The 25,800-nt window shown below is 27.8% G+C and carries 30 protein-coding genes; 14 read left to right on the top strand and 16 right to left on the bottom strand.

Annotation, left to right across the window (positions count from 1 at the left end):
* Positions 1 to 7 precede the first annotated feature (7 nt).
* The 6 genes from KGF45_RS13495 to KGF45_RS13470 all read right to left on the bottom strand — a co-directional run bounded on the left by KGF45_RS13495 (position 8) and on the right by KGF45_RS13470 (position 5,381).
* Entirely contained in the window at positions 8 to 718 is a 711-nt protein-coding gene (locus tag KGF45_RS13495; RefSeq protein ID WP_227842728.1) for a LytR/AlgR family response regulator transcription factor, read from the bottom strand.
* Between the two features lie 195 nt (positions 719 to 913).
* Complete coding sequence (locus KGF45_RS13490; protein WP_227842727.1) at positions 914 to 3,034, bottom strand: FtsX-like permease family protein; 2,121 nt, start codon at positions 3,032 to 3,034, stop codon at positions 914 to 916.
* Positions 3,024 to 3,776 carry an ABC transporter ATP-binding protein gene (locus KGF45_RS13485; protein WP_227828779.1) on the bottom strand — a complete coding sequence of 251 codons (753 nt, stop codon included), beginning with the start codon at positions 3,774 to 3,776 and terminating at the stop codon, positions 3,024 to 3,026. Before KGF45_RS13485 ends, KGF45_RS13490 begins: the two co-directional genes overlap by 11 nt.
* Before the next feature lie 352 nt (positions 3,777 to 4,128).
* The gene (locus KGF45_RS13480) at positions 4,129 to 4,305 is read right to left on the bottom strand and encodes a hypothetical protein (protein ID WP_227828778.1); all 177 of its coding nucleotides are present in this window, start codon (positions 4,303 to 4,305) and stop codon (positions 4,129 to 4,131) included.
* Positions 4,306 to 4,529: 224 nt separating this feature from the next.
* Entirely contained in the window at positions 4,530 to 5,111 is a 582-nt protein-coding gene (locus KGF45_RS13475; protein ID WP_227839158.1) for a TetR/AcrR family transcriptional regulator, read from the bottom strand.
* A 93-nt stretch (positions 5,112 to 5,204) separates the two neighbouring features.
* Positions 5,205 to 5,381, bottom strand: coding sequence for a hypothetical protein (locus tag KGF45_RS13470; protein WP_227828776.1), 177 nt, complete (start codon positions 5,379 to 5,381; stop codon positions 5,205 to 5,207).
* Between the two features lie 401 nt (positions 5,382 to 5,782).
* Between KGF45_RS13470 and KGF45_RS13465 the strand changes: the two genes are divergently transcribed.
* From KGF45_RS13465 to KGF45_RS13455, 3 genes are read left to right on the top strand one after another with little or no spacing between them, the layout of a single operon-like run.
* Positions 5,783 to 6,412 (top strand): TetR/AcrR family transcriptional regulator, encoded by a 630-nt coding sequence (locus KGF45_RS13465; RefSeq protein WP_227842726.1) that lies wholly within the window; start codon positions 5,783 to 5,785, stop codon positions 6,410 to 6,412.
* The gene (locus KGF45_RS13460; RefSeq protein WP_227862027.1) at positions 6,409 to 7,116 is read left to right on the top strand and encodes an ABC transporter ATP-binding protein; all 708 of its coding nucleotides are present in this window, start codon (positions 6,409 to 6,411) and stop codon (positions 7,114 to 7,116) included. Before KGF45_RS13465 ends, KGF45_RS13460 begins: the two co-directional genes overlap by 4 nt.
* A complete protein-coding gene (locus KGF45_RS13455) occupies positions 7,116 to 8,822 on the top strand; it encodes an FtsX-like permease family protein (RefSeq protein WP_227828773.1) in 1,707 nt (568 codons plus the stop codon). Before KGF45_RS13460 ends, KGF45_RS13455 begins: the two co-directional genes overlap by 1 nt.
* A gap of 115 nt (positions 8,823 to 8,937) precedes the next feature.
* Here the strand turns inward: KGF45_RS13455 and KGF45_RS13450 are convergent, their stop codons facing one another.
* From KGF45_RS13450 to KGF45_RS13425, 6 genes are all read right to left on the bottom strand, one after another.
* Positions 8,938 to 9,765, bottom strand: a complete 828-nt coding sequence (locus tag KGF45_RS13450) for a MerR family transcriptional regulator (protein ID WP_227828772.1) — start codon at positions 9,763 to 9,765, stop codon at positions 8,938 to 8,940.
* 94 nt (positions 9,766 to 9,859) lie between these two features.
* Positions 9,860 to 10,639, bottom strand: a complete 780-nt coding sequence (locus tag KGF45_RS13445; RefSeq protein ID WP_227828771.1) for a CPBP family intramembrane glutamic endopeptidase — start codon at positions 10,637 to 10,639, stop codon at positions 9,860 to 9,862.
* Between the two features lie 550 nt (positions 10,640 to 11,189).
* The gene (locus tag KGF45_RS13440; protein ID WP_227842725.1) at positions 11,190 to 11,627 is read right to left on the bottom strand and encodes a LytTR family DNA-binding domain-containing protein; all 438 of its coding nucleotides are present in this window, start codon (positions 11,625 to 11,627) and stop codon (positions 11,190 to 11,192) included.
* A 256-nt stretch (positions 11,628 to 11,883) separates the two neighbouring features.
* Positions 11,884 to 12,033 (bottom strand): YvrJ family protein, encoded by a 150-nt coding sequence (locus tag KGF45_RS13435; protein WP_227828769.1) that lies wholly within the window; start codon positions 12,031 to 12,033, stop codon positions 11,884 to 11,886.
* 11 nt (positions 12,034 to 12,044) lie between these two features.
* Positions 12,045 to 12,275 carry a DUF2922 domain-containing protein gene (locus tag KGF45_RS13430; RefSeq protein WP_227828768.1) on the bottom strand — a complete coding sequence of 77 codons (231 nt, stop codon included), beginning with the start codon at positions 12,273 to 12,275 and terminating at the stop codon, positions 12,045 to 12,047.
* A gap of 290 nt (positions 12,276 to 12,565) precedes the next feature.
* Entirely contained in the window at positions 12,566 to 12,787 is a 222-nt protein-coding gene (locus KGF45_RS13425; RefSeq protein WP_227828767.1) for a DUF1659 domain-containing protein, read from the bottom strand.
* A gap of 414 nt (positions 12,788 to 13,201) precedes the next feature.
* Between KGF45_RS13425 and KGF45_RS13420 the strand changes: the two genes are divergently transcribed.
* The 8 genes from KGF45_RS13420 to KGF45_RS13385 all read left to right on the top strand — a co-directional run bounded on the left by KGF45_RS13420 (position 13,202) and on the right by KGF45_RS13385 (position 19,870).
* Positions 13,202 to 13,972, top strand: coding sequence for a nucleoside phosphorylase (locus KGF45_RS13420; RefSeq protein ID WP_227828766.1), 771 nt, complete (start codon positions 13,202 to 13,204; stop codon positions 13,970 to 13,972).
* Positions 13,973 to 14,434: 462 nt separating this feature from the next.
* The gene (locus KGF45_RS13415) at positions 14,435 to 14,692 is read left to right on the top strand and encodes a Mor transcription activator family protein (RefSeq protein WP_227828765.1); all 258 of its coding nucleotides are present in this window, start codon (positions 14,435 to 14,437) and stop codon (positions 14,690 to 14,692) included.
* Between the two features lie 451 nt (positions 14,693 to 15,143).
* Positions 15,144 to 16,538 carry a conserved phage C-terminal domain-containing protein gene (locus KGF45_RS13410; RefSeq protein WP_227842724.1) on the top strand — a complete coding sequence of 465 codons (1,395 nt, stop codon included), beginning with the start codon at positions 15,144 to 15,146 and terminating at the stop codon, positions 16,536 to 16,538.
* A 244-nt stretch (positions 16,539 to 16,782) separates the two neighbouring features.
* On the top strand, positions 16,783 to 18,084 hold the full coding sequence (locus KGF45_RS13405) for a replicative DNA helicase (protein ID WP_227828763.1): 1,302 nt from the start codon (positions 16,783 to 16,785) through the stop codon (positions 18,082 to 18,084).
* 66 nt (positions 18,085 to 18,150) lie between these two features.
* On the top strand, positions 18,151 to 18,426 hold the full coding sequence (locus tag KGF45_RS13400; RefSeq protein ID WP_227828762.1) for a Mor transcription activator family protein: 276 nt from the start codon (positions 18,151 to 18,153) through the stop codon (positions 18,424 to 18,426).
* A gap of 133 nt (positions 18,427 to 18,559) precedes the next feature.
* Complete coding sequence (locus KGF45_RS13395) at positions 18,560 to 18,790, top strand: ATP-binding protein (protein ID WP_227828761.1); 231 nt, start codon at positions 18,560 to 18,562, stop codon at positions 18,788 to 18,790.
* Complete coding sequence (locus KGF45_RS13390; protein WP_227828760.1) at positions 18,783 to 19,364, top strand: 4Fe-4S binding protein; 582 nt, start codon at positions 18,783 to 18,785, stop codon at positions 19,362 to 19,364. Before KGF45_RS13395 ends, KGF45_RS13390 begins: the two co-directional genes overlap by 8 nt.
* A gap of 356 nt (positions 19,365 to 19,720) precedes the next feature.
* On the top strand, positions 19,721 to 19,870 hold the full coding sequence (locus KGF45_RS13385; protein WP_227433538.1) for a type I toxin-antitoxin system toxin: 150 nt from the start codon (positions 19,721 to 19,723) through the stop codon (positions 19,868 to 19,870).
* 212 nt (positions 19,871 to 20,082) lie between these two features.
* Here the strand turns inward: KGF45_RS13385 and KGF45_RS13380 are convergent, their stop codons facing one another.
* From KGF45_RS13380 to KGF45_RS13365, 4 genes are read right to left on the bottom strand one after another with little or no spacing between them, the layout of a single operon-like run.
* Positions 20,083 to 20,679, bottom strand: coding sequence for an ATP-binding cassette domain-containing protein (locus KGF45_RS13380; RefSeq protein WP_227828759.1), 597 nt, complete (start codon positions 20,677 to 20,679; stop codon positions 20,083 to 20,085).
* A complete protein-coding gene (locus KGF45_RS13375) occupies positions 20,680 to 21,447 on the bottom strand; it encodes an ABC transporter permease (RefSeq protein ID WP_227828758.1) in 768 nt (255 codons plus the stop codon).
* On the bottom strand, positions 21,416 to 22,423 hold the full coding sequence (locus tag KGF45_RS13370; RefSeq protein ID WP_227828757.1) for an ABC transporter substrate-binding protein: 1,008 nt from the start codon (positions 22,421 to 22,423) through the stop codon (positions 21,416 to 21,418). The genes KGF45_RS13375 and KGF45_RS13370 overlap by 32 nt, the downstream gene beginning before the upstream one ends.
* 56 nt (positions 22,424 to 22,479) lie before the next feature.
* Positions 22,480 to 23,130, bottom strand: a complete 651-nt coding sequence (locus tag KGF45_RS13365; RefSeq protein ID WP_227828756.1) for a Crp/Fnr family transcriptional regulator — start codon at positions 23,128 to 23,130, stop codon at positions 22,480 to 22,482.
* Positions 23,131 to 23,320: 190 nt separating this feature from the next.
* Here KGF45_RS13365 and KGF45_RS13360 point away from each other — a divergent pair, with 190 nt between their 5' ends.
* From KGF45_RS13360 to KGF45_RS13350, 3 genes are read left to right on the top strand one after another with little or no spacing between them, the layout of a single operon-like run.
* The gene (locus tag KGF45_RS13360) at positions 23,321 to 24,013 is read left to right on the top strand and encodes a GTP-binding protein (RefSeq protein WP_227842723.1); all 693 of its coding nucleotides are present in this window, start codon (positions 23,321 to 23,323) and stop codon (positions 24,011 to 24,013) included.
* The gene (locus KGF45_RS13355; protein ID WP_227828754.1) at positions 24,013 to 24,768 is read left to right on the top strand and encodes an ATP-binding cassette domain-containing protein; all 756 of its coding nucleotides are present in this window, start codon (positions 24,013 to 24,015) and stop codon (positions 24,766 to 24,768) included. The genes KGF45_RS13360 and KGF45_RS13355 overlap by 1 nt, the downstream gene beginning before the upstream one ends.
* Positions 24,755 to 25,669: a hypothetical protein gene (locus KGF45_RS13350; RefSeq protein WP_227842722.1), complete on the top strand. Its 915-nt coding sequence runs from the start codon at positions 24,755 to 24,757 to the stop codon at positions 25,667 to 25,669. Before KGF45_RS13355 ends, KGF45_RS13350 begins: the two co-directional genes overlap by 14 nt.
* Positions 25,670 to 25,800 lie beyond the last annotated feature (131 nt).

The following is a 25,800-nucleotide window of genomic DNA, read 5'->3' as shown; positions in this document are numbered from 1 at the left end:
CTAAAAATTAAGATTCTAGCATATGTCTTGCAAATTTTCCTACAACTTCTTGATATTTTTGACGACTTATAGGAATTTTTTCATTTTGTACTTTAGCATACGTCTTATTTACACTGTCTACATAGTTTAAGTTGACAATATATCTCTGATGTGTACGTATAAAATTAGATGGAAGGATGTCTTCCATGTCATTTAGTTTTCCATAATATTCTAAAGATTTGTCAGGGGTTACTACAGTCAACTTTCTTAATTCACTTTTGAAGTAGAGAATGTCTTTTGTATTGATTTTACAAAGGTTAGTTCCAATCTGAACTGTAATAAAGTGTTCTTTCCATTGTTCTAATTTTTTTAGTGCTTCTTTTAAGACTTCACATATTTTTTCACTTTTATAAGGTTTTAAGATATAGTTTAAAGCTCCTACATCATATCCATGAAACACATAGTCAGAAAAACCTGTGACAAAGATAATTATAGTATCTTTTGAGTATTTTCGGATGACTTTTGCTATATCAACTCCATTAATTTCTCCAAGTTCAATATCCAAAAAAATGATGTCCATATAATAATTTTCGTGTTCTAGGTTGTATATTAGACTTTCGCCATTTGAGTGTTCTTTTATCTGGCAGGGATAGCCCCACAAATCCATTTCTCTTGTGATGATTTTGTTTAGCATACTTCTTTGTTGTTTTTCGTCATCACAAATACAAATTGAAATCAATGAGTATTCTCCTTTCAAGTTTTATATTTATATAATTAAGTATATAATAAATTGAGCTACCTAGATATATAAAAGAGGAAATATATCTAGGTAGCAAAGTAGAATCTTATTTAAATAAGTTTTAACTAGAATCGTACAGATAAAAATTATATAGATGTACTTAGAGAAGCCTTATCTAGAATCATTTAAGCAAACTTATTTTGAAATCCCAATAATTTCTTTGAATTTTTTATAAGTCAACCGATATATAAGGTACATATAAACCCCACAAATCGCTAGCAAACCTAGATTTATCAGAAGAGCATTGACTTCACTATGAACAATTCTACCATCATTGTTTACCATAATCATAAAGTTAAAAAGATATATTACAAAACTTCCAGTAATAAGAGGGTACGAAAAGACTTTCTTTAATTGGTTGCGAATACAGAATTTTATATAGTCGTTGTTAGCACCTAATCGATTTAAGTCTATAAAAATTTGTTTGTGATTTACTGCTATTGTAACACCTCTTGTATATGCAATGATTCCCACAGCCGTAAAGCAGATGATACCTACATAGATAAATAACATTAAGAATACTGCCGTATTTTTTATCATATCTTGACTCTGTAAAATTTTAAAATTAGGATAGTACTTCCATTGGAGATATAATTGATTATTATCTGGAGTTAATTTTAAAGAACCTTCTCCACTTGGATACTCTTCATCCATAAAATATTTTTGACCAGCTGATTCATAGCGTTTTTTCACATATTCATCATAACTAGTGTATTTTCCCATTTCCTTAGGTGTTCTTTTTATAGTCTCTGCCTTTAAATCACTAGCAAAAGCATAGGTATCTGTAGCTTTATCTACATCAAATAGGACAGAATTATTGTAATTGTTTATAGATAAACCTTTAGTAAATGTGTTGTAATCATCTTCACTAAGGACATAAGCATTCATACCAGCATTTTGAAAGAAAGAACCATTAAATATTAGGCTTCCAGCGTATTTAAAAGGAGTTTCTTTTTCTGTGGCTGGGCTTGATATAAATTTTGGAAAATCATAATCTCTATTTTCATTCCCTTTACTTACAACAGCAAGATATTCGCCATTTTTTATAGTGATAGGTTTACCAATTAATTTAGAGAAATCCTTAGAATTAAAGAACATAGCTAAAGAATGTTTTTTCATATATACATCATCAATAGTTCTATCTTTATTAAATATTGATTCTGTACCATCTACAATTAATTCAATAGAAGGAAGTTCCATGTAGTTTTGGATTTTTACGTTATGCTTATCTGCCAACTGTTCAATTTCTTTTTTTGATATTTGATTTACACTTTGATTATAAGTGAACGTGTAATCTATAGGATTCTTTTTAATATTTTCGTTAATTCCTGTAATCATATTAGGTACATAGAATACAGCAAATAAGGCTCCTGCAATTAAAAATGCAATAACACACATATTTTTTACTGTTTGTTTGCCCATAAATCGCATCATACTAGTAGATATAATGTTCTTATAGTATTTTTCTGGATGTTTTCCTCTTTTTGCATGTACCACTACATATGTCATAATCATGTAAATTCCAACAGCAGAGAATATGTAAGTGATGCTCCATATAGATGGCAACCTGTAATTAAGTTTATTTATGACTATTGAAGGTACGACATAACCTAGAAGAAGTCCTAATACCATAAAAAATGCTCCCAATATACCATACCAACTTTTCACTTCATGAACTGGTTCAGAGATTCTTTGGTCATTTAGTATATCAATTATATTTGTACGATTAATGAATTTTACTGAAAGTAAGAAAATACATAGAGTTACAAATATACAAAATATGAAACCATATATAAATCCTTGAGTTCCAAATTGGTACGCCATTTCTCTTGTATCAATAATTACTAATTGGAATATCTTCCATATACCAAAAGATACAGGTATACTTAATATAAGACCTAAAAGACAACAGACTATTGAAATAAGTAGTATTTCTGAAAATAGAATCTTTTTCAAATTTTTCTTATCTGTTCCTAGAGCCATAAAAATACCAATTTCTCTACTTTTAAATTTTAAAAATAGGGAAGAGGCATAAGTAGTAAAAACAGCACATCCTAATATAGCAACTGCAAATATCATTATGGCTTGTTTTCTACTATCTCCACCAGTTGGAAGGATTGTTTGTACTGTAGGGCTAAAATAAATTAAAGCATATGAAGTTACTAAGACTACAGACAGTATTATACAAAAGAATAATATTGTATAGTTTTTCCAATTGTAGGCTCGAAGTTTTCCATATAATTTATTAATTGTCATCTTGACCGCCTCCCATTTCTTTTAAAAGTTCCAATAATTCGTCTAGGAATTCACGTCTTGAATTTGATTTTACGACTTCTTTGTAAACCATTCCATCTTTAAGGACAATAACACGGTCACAAAAACTTGCAGCAAAGCTATCATGTGTAACCATGAATATAGTAGCATCTAGTTCTTGTTTGGCTTTTAGGAATGAGTCAATTACTGTACGACAAGATTTGCTATCAAGATTACCAGTTGGTTCATCTGCTAATATCAAATCTGGATTGTTCATAAGAGCTCTTGCTACGGCGGTACGTTGTTTTTCACCACCGGATATTTCGGCAGGGTATTTTTTGCGTATATGTTCAATACCAAATAACTTGCATAGACTAGTAGCACGGTTTTCCATTTGTATAACTTGACCACCTTTGATAATTTGTGGAACACAGATATTTTCAAAGACACTAAGACCATCAAACAGCATAAAATCTTGGAATACAAATCCCAACTGCTGATTTCTAACTTCGGAAAGTTCTTTTTCTTGTAGGTTTCTTATATTATTGTTTCCAAGAGTTATTTCACCTTCATCAATTGGTATAAAGCATGAAATGCAGTTTAAGAGAGTTGTCTTTCCACTTCCAGATGCACCCATGATTGCAACGAATTCACCTTTATTGATTTCAAAAGAAATATTTTTTAATACAGGGTACGTTTTATTACCTGTCTTGTATGATTTACATAAATTGTTTACTTTAAGCATATATATCATCCTCGCTTTCATTTATCTTGTAAGTCAATGATAGCATTTGAAAGGGGTCTGGGAATATAAGTCTCGTTGTAAGAATTGGGTGTTTTTTTGTAATGTTTGAATTAGAAAAATTGTTGAGAGGGTATTGCTACGATTATTTAGATAAAAGGTATGCTGATATGTAAAGGGTAGACTATTATAATTGTTTAGATAAAATTTATGTTAATGCGGTTGTACTTATTTTAATCAATAGAAAAGAGTATTATTGTGATAGTATAAAAACTAGTTGCCTAAAAAGCTTCTATATGATAACTTGAAGACAACATAAAATAATTATATGTTTTTATCTTATGATATAAAAACACTATTTTTTTACTAAAAAAGCTACCACAATCAATAACGAAAATACAATTGAAAGTATTGAAAAAGTAAAGTGAGAATTTGAGTCATTGTTGCGATTATTAAGTTTTATCCAGAGTCCGCATATAATTGTACATACTAATAAAACTGCTGATATTATCCCTATAAATGTAAAAAACATTAAAATTCCCCCTTTATTTAATGTAAGTATTTGAGTCTATGAGAATATCTTTAAGTTATGTCAGAGTTATGTATCAAAACTAAATAGACATATAGTTAAACAAACATATAATTAAATATACATATAACTAAGTAGACATATAATTAAACTGAAATAGTACCAAACAGACATAATACTAAACACATATAAATACTAAATAGAGATAATACTAAACTGAAATAGTACTACTTTATAGTGTCTACTAAAAATAAATCTAATTGAGAGTCAATTAAAGCACTTCTTTTCTCAGCATCCATAATATCAATACCGCTATACCTTAAAAAAGCGTTAGAGCGAAGAAGAACTAACTGTATAAATGAAGTTATTTGATATGCAATAACCTTGTAATCTTCCTCAGTTTTGTTATTGTCGTGATTTTTATAATGAGCCCTAATCAAAGGCAATATTTCAAATGGATAAATAATGTCTTCCTGCACTAATATGTAAGGTACAGAAATCTCTATAAATTGACTATATAAAATTATAACATCACAAAATGTCATTAGCATTTCTTTTAATTCCTGCCTAGGTGCTAAATTTTTTTTATCATGTGTAGCTTTATATTCATCCATATGGCATTTTAAAATTCTTTTAATAGCAGTATTAATTAGTGCTTCTTTAGATTTAAAATAATAATTAATCATAGCCAAATTGACATTTGCTTTAGCGATGATTTCTCTAGCTGTGATACTTGAAATATCTCTATTTGAAGTTAATAGCTGGACTGTTGTGTTAATTAGTTGCTCTTTTTTTGAATCTATTTTCATATTTTTCCCCTTAAGAATTCCTCATAAAAAAATTAAACGTGTTTAATACACGTTTAGATACTATCACGAAAGCTTTTATATGTCAATGTAGTGCTAGTTTTTAAGTAGGGTAGAAGGTGGCAGTTTTTTTATAATTGTCTTGTTGAATTCATGATTTACAGGAGTTCGTTTAACTTGATATTCTTCTGTAGATAATAAATCTTCTATAAAATGTATAGAAGGAGCATAAATCCATTCTCCGTCATATTTTAATGAACTTAAAATCTTCATATATACCTTTGCAAAAACTATATCAATACCATCTTTTTGTACAAAATGATATAAAAAGTGGCTACTAAATGAAAGGTTAGAAATAATTTTTTAATTGTAATATAATCTTTATTTTTAAAATACTAATATTGGTAAACTGTATATAGAGAGTTTAGAAATTCTTCCACATTGATAAAAGTAGACAATATATAAATAATATTATTGGATGAGAACAACTAAATAAGAATAATTAAATAAGAGTAACAGTAGGATGATGATTAAATAACTCCATTATCTCTAAGGTTTTTATGAGCTTATAATATTTAGGTAAAATTTTATAAGCTATATTTCATTGACAGTGTGAAGTAGGTTTGATAATATATAAATAAACCGATAGTCGGTTTATTTATAAGGAGGTAAATATGGCACGAACTAAAGTTAATTTTGATAGTAAAAAACAAGAACTTCTTGCTTCTATATGGCAGATATTATTAAAATACGGATATGAGCAAATGTCGATTTCTATAATTATTAAAGAGTTATCTATTTCAAGAGGTGCTTTTTATCACTATTTTGAATCTAAAGAAGAATGTGTCGATTCAGCAATCATTGAGTATGTGAACCAGTCAGTAATTGCTTTGCGAAATATGGATAACTATTCAGAATGTGCTGTCGTTCGATTACAAAAGGCAATCAAGAATGGAATTTCCCTATTCCATGACAACATTGAACAGTCAAAAGTAATAAATAAACCTGAGAATGCTATTTTTCATCAAAAACTAATGATTGCATTTACAAAGTATATGTCGCCTTTCTATGCTTCTATTATAAAGGATGGAGTAATAGGCAAAGAGTTTGAGACATCTTTCCCTTTGGAAGTTGCTGAAATGTTATTGACACTATCTAATTTCTACCTTGATAATATACTCTTTCAATGGGAAGCAAAGAGCATGAAAAATAAAATTAAAGCTTTGGAAGAATTAGTAAATAAATCATTGGGAACACAAAAGTACATTGCGTTTTTTGATTTTATTACTATGGAGGTTATATGATGCAAGAAATTTTAAGGGTAGTCGACATTACTAAACAATTTAATTCTTTTGAGAGCGCAATAAAAGAAGTAACTTTGGATTTTATTTCTGAAACATTTACTGTTATTTTAGGTCAGAGTGGCTCTGGAAAATCAACATTAATAAATATTATGTCCAGTTTGCTACATCCGACTAATGGAAAAGTATATTATCGTAATAAAGCAATTACAAATATATCAAAGAAAGAGCAACTTAATTTACGTCACGAGAAATTCAGTAATATCTTTCAAGAGTATTTTCTCTTGCCAGAATTGACTGTAAAAGAGAATATCGAATTAGGAAAATCGTCTAGAAGCAATAATATTCCGTATAAAGAAATTATGCAACAATTAGATATAGAAGATTTAGAGGATAGATTTCCTTTTGAGCTATCGGGAGGTCAACGACAAAGAACGGCTATTGCAAGAGCAATTATAAAAAATCCAGATATTCTTTTTTGTGATGAAGCAACTGGAGCATTAGATGAAGAAAACAGCAAAAAAGTAGTTTCATATTTGAAAGAACTTAACTACAAATATGGTACAACGGTTATATTTTCTACCCATAATGTTAAAATATCAAAAATGGCAGACCGTATTATTACAATGAAAGATGGTGTAGTCATAAATGATATACAAAATCATACACCACTAGCTGTTGAAGATATAGATTGGGGGATTGAATAATGAAATTTTTTGCAAAATACTTTTGTAAGAGTGCATTATCCATGAAATCTAATATTATAATTCTTTTTTTGTTGAGCTTATTATCGTCATTTATGTATTTTTTTGTTCAGATTTCTATTGATGGTAATTTAGAATATTTGAATAGTAAACCAGTATTAACAAATATAGAAAAAGAATTTCTTATATCTCTACAATCAAATCAAACTTTAGCTATTACATTTTTAGTAATGCTTACATTGATTACTGTTTTTGTATATTTTATGTTTTACAAGAAGTATTGTTCTTTGCACCAAAAAGAATTAGGGTGTTATATTGCATTAGGATATTCTACAAAAAAGATGGCTTTAATAATTCTTTTGATTAGCATAATTTTAAATTTTATTGCTAATATTTGCGGATTATGCTTAGGGTGGATAGGCTCAGATGTGATGTTAGGTTTATATAATGATGTATATTCTTTGGAGCATTTGGTTAAAGGGATATATATACAAAATTATAGTACAGCCTTACTAAGTTCTTTTTTACCTGCAATTTCAGTTATGATAATTTTTGAAAAAATGAATAAAAAGGATACTATTGACTTTTTAAATGCAAATAACAATATGAATACATTTCATGTGGGAATGTTTAGTCAGATTTTAAGTAAATTTTCAAGTTTTTCAATGAGACTTGCACTAAGAAAACCATTTCAGATATTTATTTCTATTCTTTCTGTGTGGATATTTGCTATACTTTTTATTATGAGCTTTTCTTTAAATTTAAGTAGTCAATATATTTTTGATACACAATCTCATGGAAGAAACTATCAATATGATGTATCTTATCCTGTTTATCAGACTGTACATCAGGATTACGAAAAATTTGAGTATTACATAAAGGAAAATATAAAAGTAGAAAGTAATGGCAAAAAAATCAATGGTTCTATTATGGGAATAGAAAACAGTAAGGGCTTATTTTTTCTAACTGATGAGAGGGGAAGTCAAATAGAGAATATACCAACTAATAATGTTGTTGTAAGTGAGGCATTGGCAGATTTGTATGACATTCAAAAGGGAACTGATATAACTGTAAGATTAAATAATATAGAAAAATCACTTCATGTTTACAATATTGCACAAAATGCAGATAATTATTCCGTATACACATCAAAAAGTAATTTGGAAAAATTATTAAATATATCGCAAGACTCTTACAACGGTATTTATACAAATAGTATAACAGATATACCAGAGATAGGAACAGCCCATATACAAAATACATCAGAACGAATAGCTAAACTTGAAGAGAATAATGTTTCAAACCGCACCAGTGCTGTAATATGCCAAATATTAGGTTGTGTTATTGGGTGTTTGCTTTTATATTTAACTATTCTTTTAAAATTTCAAGAAGATACCAAAAACATTTTTATTTTAGATATGATGGGATATACTGCCAAGAAAATCAACAAGATGTTCATAAGTGTGTACCGTCCAATATTAAACATTGCTTTTATCATTTTACTTATACCAAGTATTGAAATTTGTAAGCTCATTCATAAAAGTTTATCTTTATCAACAAATGACTATATTCCTTTTCAATGTAATATATTTGTAATTTTGTTTATTTTCATTTTACTAAATTTACTATATACCATAATCAAGTTCTTATTTAACTCAAGAATTAGTCGCATTCAAAAAAAAGATATTACTTTGAGATATCTAAGTTAAAAAAGATTGGAGAAAAATATTTTTGATTTTATACAAAAAAGAGTGCCTCATGAACTAAAAAGTTCATTTTGAGACACCACCTTTAACATTAATATGTAAATATTTATATTGAAATCTATTTAACTTTTATAACTGGTATTTGAATTTCTGTAAGATAGTTTTCAGGATTTTCCTCGTTGTGAACCCCTTTATGACCAATTTGCCTATTTATACCAGCCATTTTATAATCACTATTTGTATCTAGCCAGTAAGCAAATGACTCATACCCACCAGCTATATTTTCATATGGACCATATACCATACTACATGCCATCATATCAACTGCTTCTGTCTCACGATATATAAATCCAGATTTGTTTTTGCCTAATTTTTTTACAACCATTCCAACCTCTATATCTACACCACAATCTTTAAGTTCTTCATCATGATAAAGTGCCATATTGTTGTTTGCTTGATGGGATATTTCTATATGTTCTTCTTTAATAAATTCATATAATTTTTCCCACAGTATACCTTCATAGTGATAGTCTGGAATTATTTCTCTAAGCGAGATAATCTTATAACTGGGAATTTCCTTAAAGATAACATTGTAATGAATCTCATCTTTATTGTCATCTATAGCATCAATCAATTTATCAATATTATTTATTCTTTGTTGCTCTTTTTTGACTTCATCTTGTATTTCAATTTTTTTTCGATTCAATTCTTTAATCACAAGCTCGTCATTCCAGTTATGAATAATATTTGATATCTCTGAAACAGTAAATTTTGAATCTCTTAGTAAAATAATTCTTTGTAAAGTTGAAATTTGGTCAGCAGAGTATAGGCGATAACCTGTGTATTTATCTATCTTTGCTGGTTTTAGAATGCCAAGTTCATCATAATAACGTAACATTCGAATAGAGACTTGTGTTAGTTTTGAAAATTCTCCAATTTTAAACATGAAAATATGACCTCCTTCTCACTTATAATCAGTATATATATTGTTTTTGTATACTTCAAGTGTTTAGGAAAATGCATTTAATTACCAGTTTAATCTATAATCCCCAGTCTAACTCGAATTCAAATTCGTCTGATTTTATCTGCTCAATTTCAGAGTTAATTTTCTGTTTAAATTTAGTAGAAGAAATTATGTAAATAATTAATATGAGGCAAAATATTATTTTTACATATTGAGTTATTACATATACTTCAATATGATAGTAAGAACATAGTTGAATGGTAAAGAAGTTACACATCATATGTACAAATCCGCCTGCTAAAATACTTCTATGTGTATTAATATATACAAATGTAATAACAAAGCTTAAAAGTATAGTAGATGGTATAAATAAAAGTGCATCAAATAAAGAATATTGCAGTAGATTATATGGAATTTGACCAGGTGTAAGATACCATCCCAGATACCAAACTCCACAAATAGTTCCTAAAATAATTGAAGCACCTGTAAATCCAAACCTGACTAATAATTTATCAAGAGAATACCCCCTCCATCCAAATTCTTGGCTAAGTACACTTAGTATAAAGCTTATAAATAGCATAATTGGTATTTTATAAGGTGTATAAATAGCTATGTGCATCCAATCTACATCATTAATTTCTAGATGAAAATACTTTCCTATTAGTAAAGAACAAATGACAATTAAAGCAAAAAAGAGTACTGTTAGTAATGGCCATTTTATTTCTATTTCTTTGAAGCTAAAGCTCCTGTAAAGAAAATCTTTTCTTGCACTATTTGGATATATTGTGAAAACAAAAAGTAGCCCTATGATGGAAGGGGCTGTATATGCAGAGTAAAAAAGAAGTTTTCCAAGCATGGTATTTGTAACTCCTAGTAATACAGGTGTAAAGCTGAATACCCAAGTCCATAATAGAGTGACTGTAAAGAAAAAAATTAAATTTTTATCTGAATTAAAATGGGGGTTATATAATTGCATCTTATGTTCACTATCCTTTCGTTTTGTTAATAGTGGTTTAATTTATATTTATTTTTTAGGGCTGAAAGTATTATTTAGTATTAGTAATTGTTGATAGCTTATTAGTGTTTATCAATAGTCCGTTAGTAATATTAATAGCTTATTGGTGTTTATTGATAGTCTATTAGTAATTATTAATAGTTTATTAGTGTTTGTTGATAGTCTATTAGTAATTATAGTTTACTAGTTTTCGTTGATGCGTACTTATATTAGCTTTTGTATTAACTAATTATTTTTAAACTATTTATACTATACATAATTAGCTATTTACACTATGTATAATTAGTTTAGATTTAATACCAGATAGATTATTTTACTTTGACTATAAAGTGAATTAATAAGTAGATAATTAGTGATATTAATAAAATATTTTGGACTTTTGTAATTTTTATTAAATATTTAGCTTATCTCTAATATTTTTTATGTAACGGCGATTTATAATAACTTTTTCATTATTTGATAAAGTAGCCTGCATGCGATTGTGTGATATTACTTTTATACTTTCTAGGTAATCCATATTTAAAATCATGGACTTAGATATTCTTAAAAAAGATGTATTATGTAGTAGGTTTGATAATTCATATATTTTTAGGTCAATTTCAAATACATCATCTTTATAGTAAGCAAATGTTTTATTGCCAACCGTCTCAAAGTATAAAACATCGTAAATATTAAGCTTATAAATTTCTCCTGCTTTTTTACCATTTATATCTAGTAATGGTGTATTTAGTAATGAAATTATTTTTTCAATATTATTGTCAATGGCAGAGCATTTTATAATTATTTCAATATCATCAAAATTAGTGGATTGTTCGACATGTATTTTCATTAATTATCACCTCATTTTATTACTGTCATTAGAATAGCATTATATTTTATTGAGTCCAACTAGATGAGTGCTAAATTTCAAATTAAGTACAGTTAAATTCAAATTTAAAATAGTGAAATTCAAATTTAAAGTGGTAAAATTCGAAAAAATACTACGACCATTTGGGAATATTATCCAAATATCGTAGTACTTTTCATAGAATATCTCTAATTATTTTACAAATAGACCTATCTTATGACTTGCATATATTGTCAAATTACTTCTCAAATGTCAAAATATTTTTAGATAGTGCATCAATGCTGTTGGATAGTGTGTTCAATTTGCCCTCAATTCTAACCAATAAATACATGGATAGAGCTATAGGAAAACCAACATTAGTTATTAACAATTGTAAACTATCATCCACAAAATTACCTCCTATCTTATAACTAGGTCATAAGGAGTAGTATTAGTTTCTACAATTTTAGCTTCAACAGCAGAAGCAAGGTCAAATCCTCCAACTGAAAAAACATTTTTAGATACTATCAAATCCATAACAGATTTTATATTTTCTTCAGTTAAGTCCTCCTTTGGATTTTCTATAGAAAAAGAAACTTGTTTATCCTTTACATTCTTGAAACTCATGACTAATTTTTTCTTAATCTCCATACAGTTACCTCCACGATAATAATTTATTTTTTTAATTGCTTTAAGTATTTTAATTATTGTTAGTTTAGAAAATACTTTGATATTGTTATACTTAAAGCACAACAGTATTTAAAATAACTAACATGTTTAATTTACGAACATGTTTAAATTACTTAAGATATTAACCTGTTTAAAGTATCAATATATTAAGTGTATAATTTGTTAAATCTATATAATATCAAGTGTATTATATATTGAACATGATATATAAATAGTTGATGAATTTTAATGTAGACTATATTTGAAAGTTACTATTTAGATAGTGATGTGCTATCTAGTTTTAAAATATCTACAATAGGATTTTCTTGAAGACTTGCGATTGCCTCTGCAACAGCATAAACATCATCGTTTGATGCCTCTGCCTTTACATTTGCGAAAGATTTACTTTTAATAACTGCCTTACCCTTATCATCAAAACCAGCATCCAATTTTAGTTTTATACTAGATAAATTTTTTGTTGAAACAACTGCCATAAAACTACCTCCTAAAAATTTAATTTCAAAGATTTGTCGACTTTCTTTGTTAAATCTATAGTATCATATAAGATAATATCGGAGTTAAACAGTAATTTCTTAAGATTTTTTGTTAAAATTTTATAAAAAACTTTATAAGTATATATGGTTTTAATGATTTAATGAATGATTTAATGTTTATATGTGATATGTGCAATAGTTTTTTATTGATTTTGTTTAGAATATTTTATATGGGGGATAAAATATCCAATATGTTCTTTTAGAATGAACTATCTAGATGTATCCAGTATCTGTGTCCAGTAGCTAGATTGTAAATATACATATTTAATTGTTTTAGCTAGTTCATCGTGATATAATATACTCCATATATTTAACAGGAATACGCTATACTAAATTTTGAGAGGAGGTTATATTATGAGTGAAATTCTGTTGGAACAGTTTGACTCTGATTTTTGGGGGATTTTGAGGCCAGATTATGTAATAGAAAAACCTGATTGTCATTTTCCTGAAACTATCGTATGTGAATTTTCAAAATCTATGATACAAACAATTGTTGAAAAGTATAATGGCAAAAAAATAGGTCGTTTAATTAGTGTTGCTGGAGATATACCAATTTATGAAGTATTTTTCAAGAATATAAGAATTGGGATTTGTCAGGTTATGGTAGGTGCACCAGCATGTGTAACCAACTTTGAAGAATTGGTCGCGTTAGGAGCAAAGAAGATATTTATCTGTGGAGAATGTGGTGTGTTAGACCATTCTATTGATGATGCATTTTTAATCATTCCAACATCAGCTATCCGTGATGAGGGCACAAGTTATCATTATCAACCAGCCTCTGATGAAATTATACTTAACCCACATGGAGTTAAAGTGATTGAATCTGTATTTAAAAGTAAAGGATTATCATACATAAAAGGTAAAATATGGACTACTGATGCTCCATATCGTGAAACACGTAATAAAATGCTTACACGGAAGAAACAGGGATGTATTGCAGTTGATATGGAATGTGCTGCTGTAGCTGCCGCAGCACAATTTAGAAATGTTATATTTTCACAGTTTGTTTATGCTTGTGATAATCTAAACTCAGATGTATGGGAACAACGAGGATTAACTATACGTCCGATTTCACAAAAAGTACATACCTTTGAGCTTGCAATGGAGTGTGCTATTAAGTTGTAAATTTAAAATTACCAGAGCAGTAAATCGACTAAGGTTTACTGCTTTTTTTGTTGTTAGATTTGAAAGGATTATGATTTGTTAATAAAGTTTTGCAAGGACAGTCATTCATTCACTAAATACAATGAATGAAATTTTCAATTATGAATTCACATGATAAGAATCAGTTTTTGAATATAGGGAGAGAGTATTAGGTACTTTTATCAAAGTTATTATATTTTTAAATATGAATATAGAAATAACATGGAATATATAGCTCTATGTTACTTATAGAAAAATATTATTATAGTCAAAGTTCTTTAGAAGTGTTCGTTTTAGTCTAAGGTTTATGTTAAAAAAATTATTAAATTTAATCTGTAAATAAAAAAGTTAAAAGTCCAATATTAACATTTTACCCTTAAACCATTAAAATCTTTATTAAAGCTATTAAAGCTATTAAAAATATTTTAAAGGAGAGTGTAGTTTATGAAAGTAAAATTAGAAGACATACCAGTTCAGTTTCATGCAATGGTGGAAATAGTGGGAATTGATAAGTTTGTAGAGATTGCTAAATTGTATGGAGGTACAAACACTTATATACCTACATGTAAGGGGATTTTTAGATATGCAAGAAATAGGGAGATAGTGAGACAATTTAATGGAGTTAATTATGGGGAACTAGCTATTAAACACAACATGTGTGTAAGTAACATTAAGCGAATAATAAATGAAAACAATATATAAAATGCTATACAAAATATTTTGTAAAGATTAAGTATGGAGTAGGTAAAAGACATTTTATAAAGTTTTTTTAGACAAATTTACTAAATTTATTGCCTATTAATTTAAATAGACTGTATATTCTATAAAATATTCTGTTAAATAATGGAGATATATTGAGAATCCAAAAAAAATAGTCGAAAATATTTGTTGGATAAAAAATAAACAAAATGGTACAATTGCTTGTATAAAGGGGAAAAAACAATAAATAAGCTATATAAATAAAAAAATATAAATAAATATGACATAATACATTTGCATATTTAAGAATATAAATAGGGATTTTAAGGGATTAATAAGTATATTTAAAATATATTAAAATAAATATATATTTAAATTTAAACTTTATGTTATTTATATAAAGTAATAATTATTGAGAAGCGATTACTTATTAGTAGAAAAGGGGTTAGTAGAGATGAATAATGGATTTTATAAATTGAATTCGGTAGTATTAGGCTTTGATATAACAAGTGATATTAATAAAATAAGATTTAATCATTATATAATGAGAAAAGAAAATATACAGAGATTGCAAGGGACTTTACCAAGAGGTCAATTTTATATGACAATAAGAAGAGCTGCTACAGATTTACAACTTTCTATTTCTACTATAAGTAGGCTTGTAAGAGAGTTTTCAGATTTAGGAGTAATAAGGCTTGTATCTAAGGGAGCAAAGGGGAAGATGCATTCTATATATAGTTATATTAGTTCAGAAATTAGTGAAGATTTATTTGATAGTATTAGTGAGAATTTATTTGATAGTGATAAAACTATAGATTTTAACTATGACAGTGTAGAGAGCTATGAGTTCAGTAATTTAGAGTATAGTTATGGAAATACAGAAAATAAAGGTTGTATTGATGAAGATTGTATTTATGGTGGAATGTCAAAATATGATAGTAGTACTGATGATAATACAGAATGTAGTAGTTGTGATGACTGTAGTATATTAAGTAGTAATAATTCAAGTAGTAAGAATAATTCTGCAAATAAAAAAAGCAATGACTTAGATTATAGTGGAATAAAAAATCATGGTAAAAATACTCGTTCTAATAATGAAAATATCAACTCTGAAAAACCTACTATTAATTTTACTAATGTAACTAATAAAATTAAAGATTATACTAACAAACCATTTATTGGAGAAGAATTGAAAATAGAAAACTCTAATTTAAAATCGAGGTCTTCAAATGTCAGATTTAATGAAACATATAATGACATAGATAAAATAACTAAAAATGACATAGAAGATAATCAAAGTAAAAATGTTATAAAATCAAGCAATAGCAAAGTGTTTAGTAGCATGAGTAGATATAGTAAAAAGAGTGATTTTGATAATACTCATGATGCACAAAAAGAAGCTAAGTTTGTAACAAATAAAAAAGAATCTTTAAATAAATTTAATAAAAAAAATATACAGCAAAGCATTATAAATATGCTAAATAAAAAAACAGGAAAAAACTTTAAAATCAATTCTCCAACGAGCATCAAACTTATCAATGAAAGACTAAAGGAGGGTTATGTCTTAGAAGATTTCTACAAAGTTATTGAGGTAAAAGTAGCTAAGTGGAAAGATACCATAATGGAAATGTATATAAGACCAGAGACCTTATTTAGCCATAAATTTGAATCCTATGTTAATGAAAACATATCTGTAAAAAATCAAAGTAATGTTTACCAGTGTAAAAAGAACGACAATCATAACAATAATAATTATATATATTCTGACTATACCACATATGATGACAGCAAGCGTGAAAGAAAAAAACATGAAAATGTAAGGTATTGGAATCCAGTCTGTGAATTTTAACTAGTCGGAGAATGCATTTATAAGTGAAATTAATTTATATATTTTATAGCTGACAATGCGTTTATAACTAACATGAATTTATATATTTTATAGCTGATAATGCATTTTTAACTGGAAATATATTTATATCTTTTACAATTAAAAGTATATTTCTAACTGACAATATCATTGTAATCTAATATAAAAATAAAAGACTTAATAATATTAAAATATAAAACTTAAGAGGAAAGTGAGATTAATTTATATGGTTAAATCAAAAGCTGTTGAAATAGAGCAGGCTATTTTAGGCACAATTATTTTAGACAATAAATTAAACTACAAATTAGATGACTTAAATGAAAATATGTTTATGAATTCTACATGCCTTGAAATATTTAAAATCATGAAAGAACTTAGAAAAGAAAAGATAATAATTGATGTAGCAACTGTAAAATCAAAGATAGATGAGAAGTCTTTAGCAATTAAAATGAGCAGTTTAACTAGTGTAATCACTTGGGGTCAAACTTTTGGTATTGATGGTTATATAAAAATTTTAAAAGAAAACTTAGCAAGAAGAAGCATAAATCAAAATTGTCAAAGACTCTTGGAAGGTATAAATTTTGGAGAAAATATCGATACTTGCATCTATAAATTTGAAAATAATATAAGAAAAATCTTGGACAAAGATACTTATGAAAATGATGATGTACATAGCATAGCAGAAAAAGTCCTTGATTTTTTAGAAAGTAAAAAGGATGTTGGATTTAAGTTTGGGATAAGTTTACTTGATTCGACTATAGGAGGTCTTTTTAAAGGGGAGCTAACAACAATAGCAGCTAAATCAGGGGTTGGAAAGACTGCTTTAGCTCTTCAAATAATGTTAAATTCGGCCAAGCAAGGGAAAAAGACTCTATTTATAAGTAGAGAAATGACAAGTGAGCAAGTGTTTATGAGAAATATATGCAAGATAACAGGGGTAAGTACAAGAAATATGAAATCTAAAGAGATAAATGAAAGTGATTGGAAACTAATTGTAAATGCAATAGGAGATTTACGCGAGAATAACTTAATTTATATAAATGACAAGATAGACACAATCAGTGCAATTAGAAAGAGGATAAGGCAAATAAAGCCCGACTTATTAATTGTAGATTATGTGCAACTTCTTACATCTCAAAAAAGTATGGAAAAAAGAGAAAGAGAAGTGGCCACTTTTTCTAGAGAATTAAAAAGTATGACTCTGGATTTTGATATACCAATAATTCAGTTAAGTCAATTAAATGATGAAATGAAAGATTTTAGACCTTATGGAGATAGACCTATGAGGGATAGTAAAGCCATCTACCACGATAGCAACAATGTGGTTTATATACATCAATTAAAAGGGAGTGATTATGAAGAAGCAGTAAAAGATATAGGAGAAAGTGAGGAATTAGTTAGGGAATCAGAGTACAGGGGAATTAAGATTGTTGATTTAATAGTTGCGAAGTGTAGGGATGGACAGACTAGGCATAAGCATTTTTGTTACTATGGGGATAGGTTACATTTTCAAGAACTAAATTATTAGAGTAATAAGATAGCCATAACAAGCTTATTGAAAGTCTAAAAATAATATAAAATATGAGGTGAAAAGATGTTAGAATTGGAAAAAATTATAGAATTGCTTGAAGAACACAATATAGAAGTGAGTATTCCAAAGGAGTTACATAAGTATAATTTATTGGAGTATCTGAAATTGTGTCAACAAAGTGGGGGAACATATTTTTATATTAAGACAGTGGAGGGTGCTTTAAAAGAGGCTAGAAATGAGCTTATGATTAAATTATTTAATGGAAAAAATTATATGGAATTAGCGAGAATGTTTGACATGAGTGTTATTAATGTCAGGTACATTGTTAGAAAAAAATAGATATATTGTGGATAAGGCAAGTGTGACTATTAGAGTAGAATTTTTAATCTTGATATCTTATGTGATTAAGTCACAGATAAAAAGTAAATATATTGATATAATTCCTATAGAATAATAATATAGGGAGGTTATTATGTCTTCTAAAAAAAAGAAGTATGCAAATATTTTAGAAAACGAGTGTGTAGCTTGTGGTAGCTGTATAAAAGTCTGCCCAAGAGGGGCTATCTCAGTACCACATGGTATTAGTGCAAAGATTGATAGAGACTTATGTGTTGGATGTGGTATTTGTGAGAAGGTATGTCCAGCATCTGTGATTGAGATTATAACAATATTAAAAGAGGAAGAAGGTAAGTGTCATGAATAATAAAAAACATTGGTATGACTATTTATGGATTTTCTCTTCGATATATTTGATATTGGGATTTGTAAATATTATTTTCGCTTGGATTGGGTTAATTTGTTTCTTTATCCCATTACTTATTTCTATTATTAAAGGAAATAAAGCGTACTGCAATAAATATTGTGGAAGAGGGCAGCTGTTTAATTTGCTTGGAAATAAATTAAAGTTGTCAAGAAATAAAGATATTCCTAAATTTATTAGAAGTAAGTGGTTTAGATATGGTTTTTTGACATTTTTTATGGTGATGTTTGCTAATATGCTTTTTTCAACTTATCTAGTGTTTGAGGGTAGTAGAAACTTTAAAGAGGTAGTGACTTTGCTTTGGACTATAAAAATGCCATGGCAATGGGCATATCATGGGACTTTAGTTTCACCTTGGGTGGTACAGTTTGCGTTTGGTTTTTATAGTGTTATGCTTACATCAACTGTTCTTGGATTGATTACGATGATACTATTTAAGCCTCGTTCATGGTGTGTTTATTGCCCTATGGGTACTATGACTCAGATGATATGTAAGGCAAAGAGTAAGTCTGTGTAGAGAGAATTTATGTGAATTTGTGAGGAGTATAGATAGAGTTTGTATAAAATAAACTTGTTTATGCTTCTTTTTTATGTGTAAGAGTTTTAATTAAGTAGGAAAATTAAAAAGAGTAGACATGATAAATTTAGATAGCAATAATAATTAAATAATAAGATAGAATATAAAGCAATGAAAGAGGCTGAAAGAGAAAGAAAAAGAGGGCGAAGGAGATAGGAAAATAACTATAGAATAGGTAAAATATGTAGGAATTATATGTTATAATAGTTTTAGCAAGAAGATGTAATCTACAATTTATAGAGTGGAGTTCATACAAAAGGTTATCCTCCCAACGTATAGAAGGGAGGTGAGTATGTGTGGATAATTTTTTACAAGGTGTACTAGCAAGTTTAGTTGCCAGTTTAATAGTTTACTTAACGGATAAATTGTTTAAAAAAGTAAAAAGCCACTCTGGCAGGAGTGACTTTAGTTTTGAACTAAAGATTAAGTTCAAAAAGAAACACTAATTTACGAACTCCACTCTACTGCAAATAGATTGTAGTTCTTCTTGCTTTTATTATATCACAAATTAGAAAAAATATGTAAAGTACTTGTTTTAATCGCAGGTACTTTTTTATGTAAAAACAAATTTGCCTACAGCCTTTTTGGTATATAGAATTAGTAAGTTTGAAATAATATTCATATAAAAACTTTAGTTGATTTTAAAACCAATATGAAATCAATATATCGAAGGCATTTTAAAGTCAATTATTAATTTTTCATGATTTCTAAAGTATTTTATATCATCCATATCATGAGTAATTATTATAGCACTCTTATTTTCCATCTTTCTTATTACAAAATCCATAACCTTATACTTAGTTTCAATATCAAGACCCTTAAATGGCTCATCCATTATAAGCAAGTCAAAATCATATAATAAAGCTCTTAATATTGCAACCCTTCTTTTCATACCACCACTTAATTCCCTTACTCTTTTATTCATGCAACCCTTTAAGTCCAATAGTTCTAAAGCATCTTCAATTTCTGAATTACCCAGACTTTCACATACCAACTTTATATTCAATAACACACTTAGATTTTCACACAAACTATCATCTTGGAATACTGCACTAATCTTTTTATTACTAATACCTATAATTTTTCCACTATCTGCTTTCTCCAAGCCCATTAATATTCTTATCAATGTTGTTTTACCAATACCAGATGTTCCTGTTATAAATGAGATAGTATCATCTTTAAATACATTATTAAAATTGTCTAAAACAACCTTATCATTATATTTTTTACTTAGATTCTCAATTACTATATCCATTTAGTTTATCTCCAATCTTTTTAATAAATAGTCTATCAATGATAAAAAGCCCTTTTGAAAGCAAATACTTATTATAATAATAACTATAGTCCATGCAAATAAATCTGGTGTATTTAAGTATACTTTAGCTTTGTATAAGTTTTCTCCTATAGAATTAGCTGGCATTCCTATTATTTCTGCTGCTATTCCAGACTTCCAACATAGCCCTAAAGAAACACTACATGCTGCTCTTAGATATGGTGCTACCTCAGATAAATATATGTACCTTATTTTTTTTATCTTACTGACTTTAAATACTTTTGCCATATCATTTAACTCCCTAGATATACTATTTATTCCATCTAGAATATTTCTATATACCACTGGCAATACCATCAAGAAAGATATAAAAATAGACAGGTTCTTTGAAGATATCCATATTAGAGATAATATTATGAAAGAAGCTACTGGTATAGATTGTATTGTCAGTATTAAGGGTTCAATAAGTATCCTAAAATTTTTTTTATTAGATGCTATTATGGCAGATATTATTCCAATGATAAAAGCTAATATAAATCCTGTTGTTATTTTCATAAAAGAAAAGAGTATTGATTGCCAAAACTCAAACTTCATAGATAATTCGAATAACCTTTTTAAAGAGGAAAAAGGAGATACTAAAAGTATCTCCTGACCAATTATCATACTACTTATTTGCCAAACTATAAGCCAAAAGATTATTGCTAGTATATGAGCTTTACTAATTTTCTTGAGTGTAGTAGAAATCTTCACCTGGCATCTTTCCTCCTATTGACTTTGGATTAGCATCATAAAGTACTTGTAAGTATCCACTTAATTTATCTTTCATTGTATTACCTTCTATAAATGTTATATTACATTTTGGTATTGCTTGCTTTGCTATTTGAGATGGTACTATTTCATTTTCCTCAATAAGTTTTGAAGCTTCTTCTATATTATTGTTTGTAAAATCAACTGATTTCTTATATTCTTCTAAGAAACTTTTAACCTTTTCTGGATATTTATCAATAAACTCTTTTCGTGCAACAACAACTCCTGTTACTAAAGCACTTTCAGTATTTTTATCTTTATTCAAAGTATCCCATTCTTTTGTCAAATCCAAAGCTACTCTTAAGTTATCACTCTTAGTCAATGCTGTTGTTACAAATGGTTGGGGAAGTAGTGCTATTCCATTTTTATCATTTAATAATGCCGCCAAACATTCTGTATGTTCTGATTTGTACTCTATGTTGACATCTTCAGTCGGGTCAATTCCATTTTCTTTCAATATGTAATTCAAAGCATATTCAGGAGTAGAGCCTTTACCACTAGAATAAATCGTTTTTCCTTTTAAATCATCGACACTGTTTATAGAATTTCCATTCTCAATTATGTATAAGACTCCTAAAGTATTAATGGCTAGTGTTTCTATTTCACCATTGCTATTATTATATAAAACAGATGACAGATTTGCGGGAATAGCAGCAATATCTAGCTCTTTGTTAACAAGCTTGGGTGTAATTTCATCAACAGAATTTGCTATTGAAAATTCATAATCCTTTTCTTTTTTATCGTTTTCATCACCAATCATTTTGACCATTCCCATTCCTGTAGGACCCTTTAGTGCTGTCACCTTTGCAACTACTTTAGCTTCTTCTTTTGTTTGTTTTTCTGGTGGGTTTGATGTACACCCTACCAATGAAATTATTATTAATGCTGCTAGTAATAATATTGATAATTTCTTTTTCATAAAAACTTCCTCCTAGTATTTAATTTTATATTTTATATAGAATCTGTTATTTAAGTTTATATTTCATATAGAATCTGTGTTAACTTTTCTTTATTCAATATTTTTATACACTTTTTACCAAGTTCTAAACAATTTTCATTTTGTAATGACTGCAATTCCCTATATAAAGATGCTCGACTTACACTAATTCTTTTACTTAACTCCTCCTTAGAACACTCTAATAGCACAGTGTCATTTTTACTAGCTTTTTCTAGTAAGTATTCAATAACTTTCTTTTTACTAGATTGTATATTTAAAAACTCTACCTTTCTAAGTAAAAATTGTATTTTTCTATTACAATATCTTGAATACTCTAAAGCAACAGCAATATCCAACTTCATCATATCTATAAAGCATTTTTTGGGATAAAAAACTACGTAAACATCACTTTTGCATTTTAGTACAGTATCTAAGGATTCTTCATCAAATATATTAGAAATTCCAAAAACATCTCCTTCCTTTAGAATAGACATGTTAACTTCAGTTCCATCACTTGATATACAATAGATGGATACTTGTCCTGTTTTGACTACACCTACATAATATTCTTTATCAAAAAAATCGCTTATAAATTGACCCTTTTTATAACTCTTTGCTTTTATCTTATCTTCTACAATGTATCTTTCAGAAAATAACTTACTATTTATTAGTACTTCCTTCTCATTCAAAGTCATCACCTTTTCTGATAAATATTCACTTTGATTGAAATAATATCATAGTATTTACCAAAATTCAATAATATTGATAATTATTTTCAATCAAGTTTATTTATTAATTGTCTCATTTGATACAGTTTTTAGTAGTTTTTAATGCTATCATATCTCTTAACAAAATATGAAAGGAGATTTTACATAAGCCATGAAAACTATATTAATTTCTGGTTCATCTTCTGTAGGGAAGACTGCTTTAATAAAACATTTAATTCCTTATCTGAAGTCTAATGGGCTTAACCCTTCAATATGTAAGATAGATTGTCTAGCTACTGATGATGATTTAATATATAAAAAATTGAATATACCTTATATTGTTGGACTTAGTAAAGATATATGTCCAGACCATTTTCTTATCTCAAACATAAACGAACTTATACTTTGGGCTAAAAATAAAAGTAGCGATATTTTACTAATAGAAACTGCTGGGCTTTGCAATAGGTGTTCACCTGCAACAAATAAAACACTCCACATATGTGTATGTGATTGTACATCTAGCTTTAAGACTCCTCAAAAACTAGGCCCTATGTTAAGTGAAAGTGATGCCATAGTTCTAAGTAAAATAGACATGGTATCGCAAGCAGAAAGAGAGATAATATCATTTAATATAAAAAAAATAAATCCTAATTCTAATATATTCTTTATAGATGGATTAGTTGGTTTTGGTGTAGAGCTAATTTCAAACTATATAAAAAGTGCTAATATTTCAAACAATGACGAACATTTATTAAGACATACAATGCCAAGTGGAGTATGTTCTTATTGTATTGGGGAATGTAGAATTGGTGATGAATTCCAACAAGGCATAGTTTCTAAAATGAATTTTAGAGGTGAATTTTAATGAAAAGTGTAACCATATATCCTGGAAAAAACAAACTTGGGAATACAGAGAACTTTGAATCTCTAACTTTTTATAGAGGTCATATTTATTCTATTGTAGGTAATACTGGCTCTGGTAAAAGCAGGTTAATCAAAGATATAGAGCAGTTTGTCAATAAAGATTCTTTGACTAATCGAAAAGTAGTCATTGATAATATGGAAGTTGCTATTGAGGAAAGAAATAAATTTTCTACAAATCTAATTTCTCATCTTAGCCAAAACATGAGGTTTGTTCTTGATTCTACAGTTGAGGAATTTTTAGTTATACATAAAGAATGTAAAAACAATACTTCTGTATCAATAAAAGAAGTATTAGATGTAGCAAACTCCATAACAGCAGAACCTATTTCCCTATCTCAAGACCTTACATCATTGAGTGGGGGACAGACACGTGCCTTGATGATTGCAGATGTTGCTCTCATTTCAAATAATCCTATTGTTTTGATAGATGAAATAGAGAATGCTGGAATAAATAAAAATGTTGCATTAGACATCTTATTGAAAAGTGATAAGCTGATTTTTATAGTTACTCATGACCCTCATACAGCACTTATAGCAGAGAAGCGTATAATAATGAAAAATGGTTCAATCTTCAAAGTAATCAATAAGACTAAAGAAGAAAAAGAAATCTTAGGGAAACTTAAAGATATATATGAATTTCAATTAGAATGTCAATATAAATTAAGAAAAGGAGAGACTCTTTATGAAAAATGTTAGGCTGTATTGGAGCAATATTTGTATACTTCATAAATATGAGAAAAACTATTTAGATAATTTAATTATGTCTTTAAAAGAGAAGGATATTAATTTAGAGGTAACTTATTTTGGTATAGGTTATCCTTACAAACTCAATGAGTATTTAAAAAAACCAGATGCTTTAATTCCTGATATTATAGTTTCTACAGATTTAGAAGTGTATGAAGATAAGAATATCTATTCAAAGTTTTCAAGTAACTTGTACTCGTTATCGAGCTATTTCAATATTAAAAGTGAGATTAAATCATCATCTATATATTTTGATGAAAGATTACTTCCATTTTTGGTTATACCATTAGTATTTTCTTATAACCATAATTACAAGGGTTTAACAGATTCTATAAAAAACGTAATTGACACTGATACAAAAACTGTTATTGGTGGTATAAATAACTCTGGTGCGAAATCTGTTGTTAAAGCTATATGGAGTAGATATGGAAAAGAGTATGTGGAGAGATTTTTATCTAATTCAACTATATTAGATATGCCAATACAATCATTTAATGATGTAAAAAATGGTTCGGATAGATTAGCAATAACTCCTAGTATATATGCAAAGCGTGCTAATAATAACGATTTATTTATGTCCTATCCTGATGATGGAGCTATAGCATTACCATCTTATATTGCTGCAAGTAAATCATTAGATGAAAAAACTATGTTGCAGGTATTGGAATCTCTTGTATCTAAGGAGTTTTGTAATTCATTTGTGAAGTCTGCATCATTGCTATCTTGTATTTATGATACTATGGATGATAGTCTTATTAAAAACAATCAGTATAAGTTTTTATATCCTTCTAAAGAATGGTTAGATACAGTTACGACTGAAGAATTTTTTGAGGTTTATAATATGTATATATAATATATTTATTTTTATTTATTGTTTGTATATTATTGTTTGTGGATAATATTATTTTATGTTTATGGATAGATATTTGAATATTACAAGTAAGACGACAAATAAGATTATAAATAATTATAATGTGTTTTTTG

The sequence above is a fragment of the Clostridioides sp. ZZV14-6154 genome, from assembly GCF_020657785.1.
Classification (GTDB): Bacteria; Bacillota; Clostridia; order Peptostreptococcales; family Peptostreptococcaceae; genus Clostridioides.
The sequence above is the reverse complement of the archived record's forward strand: the minus strand, read 5'-3'. Positions and strand labels throughout refer to the sequence as shown.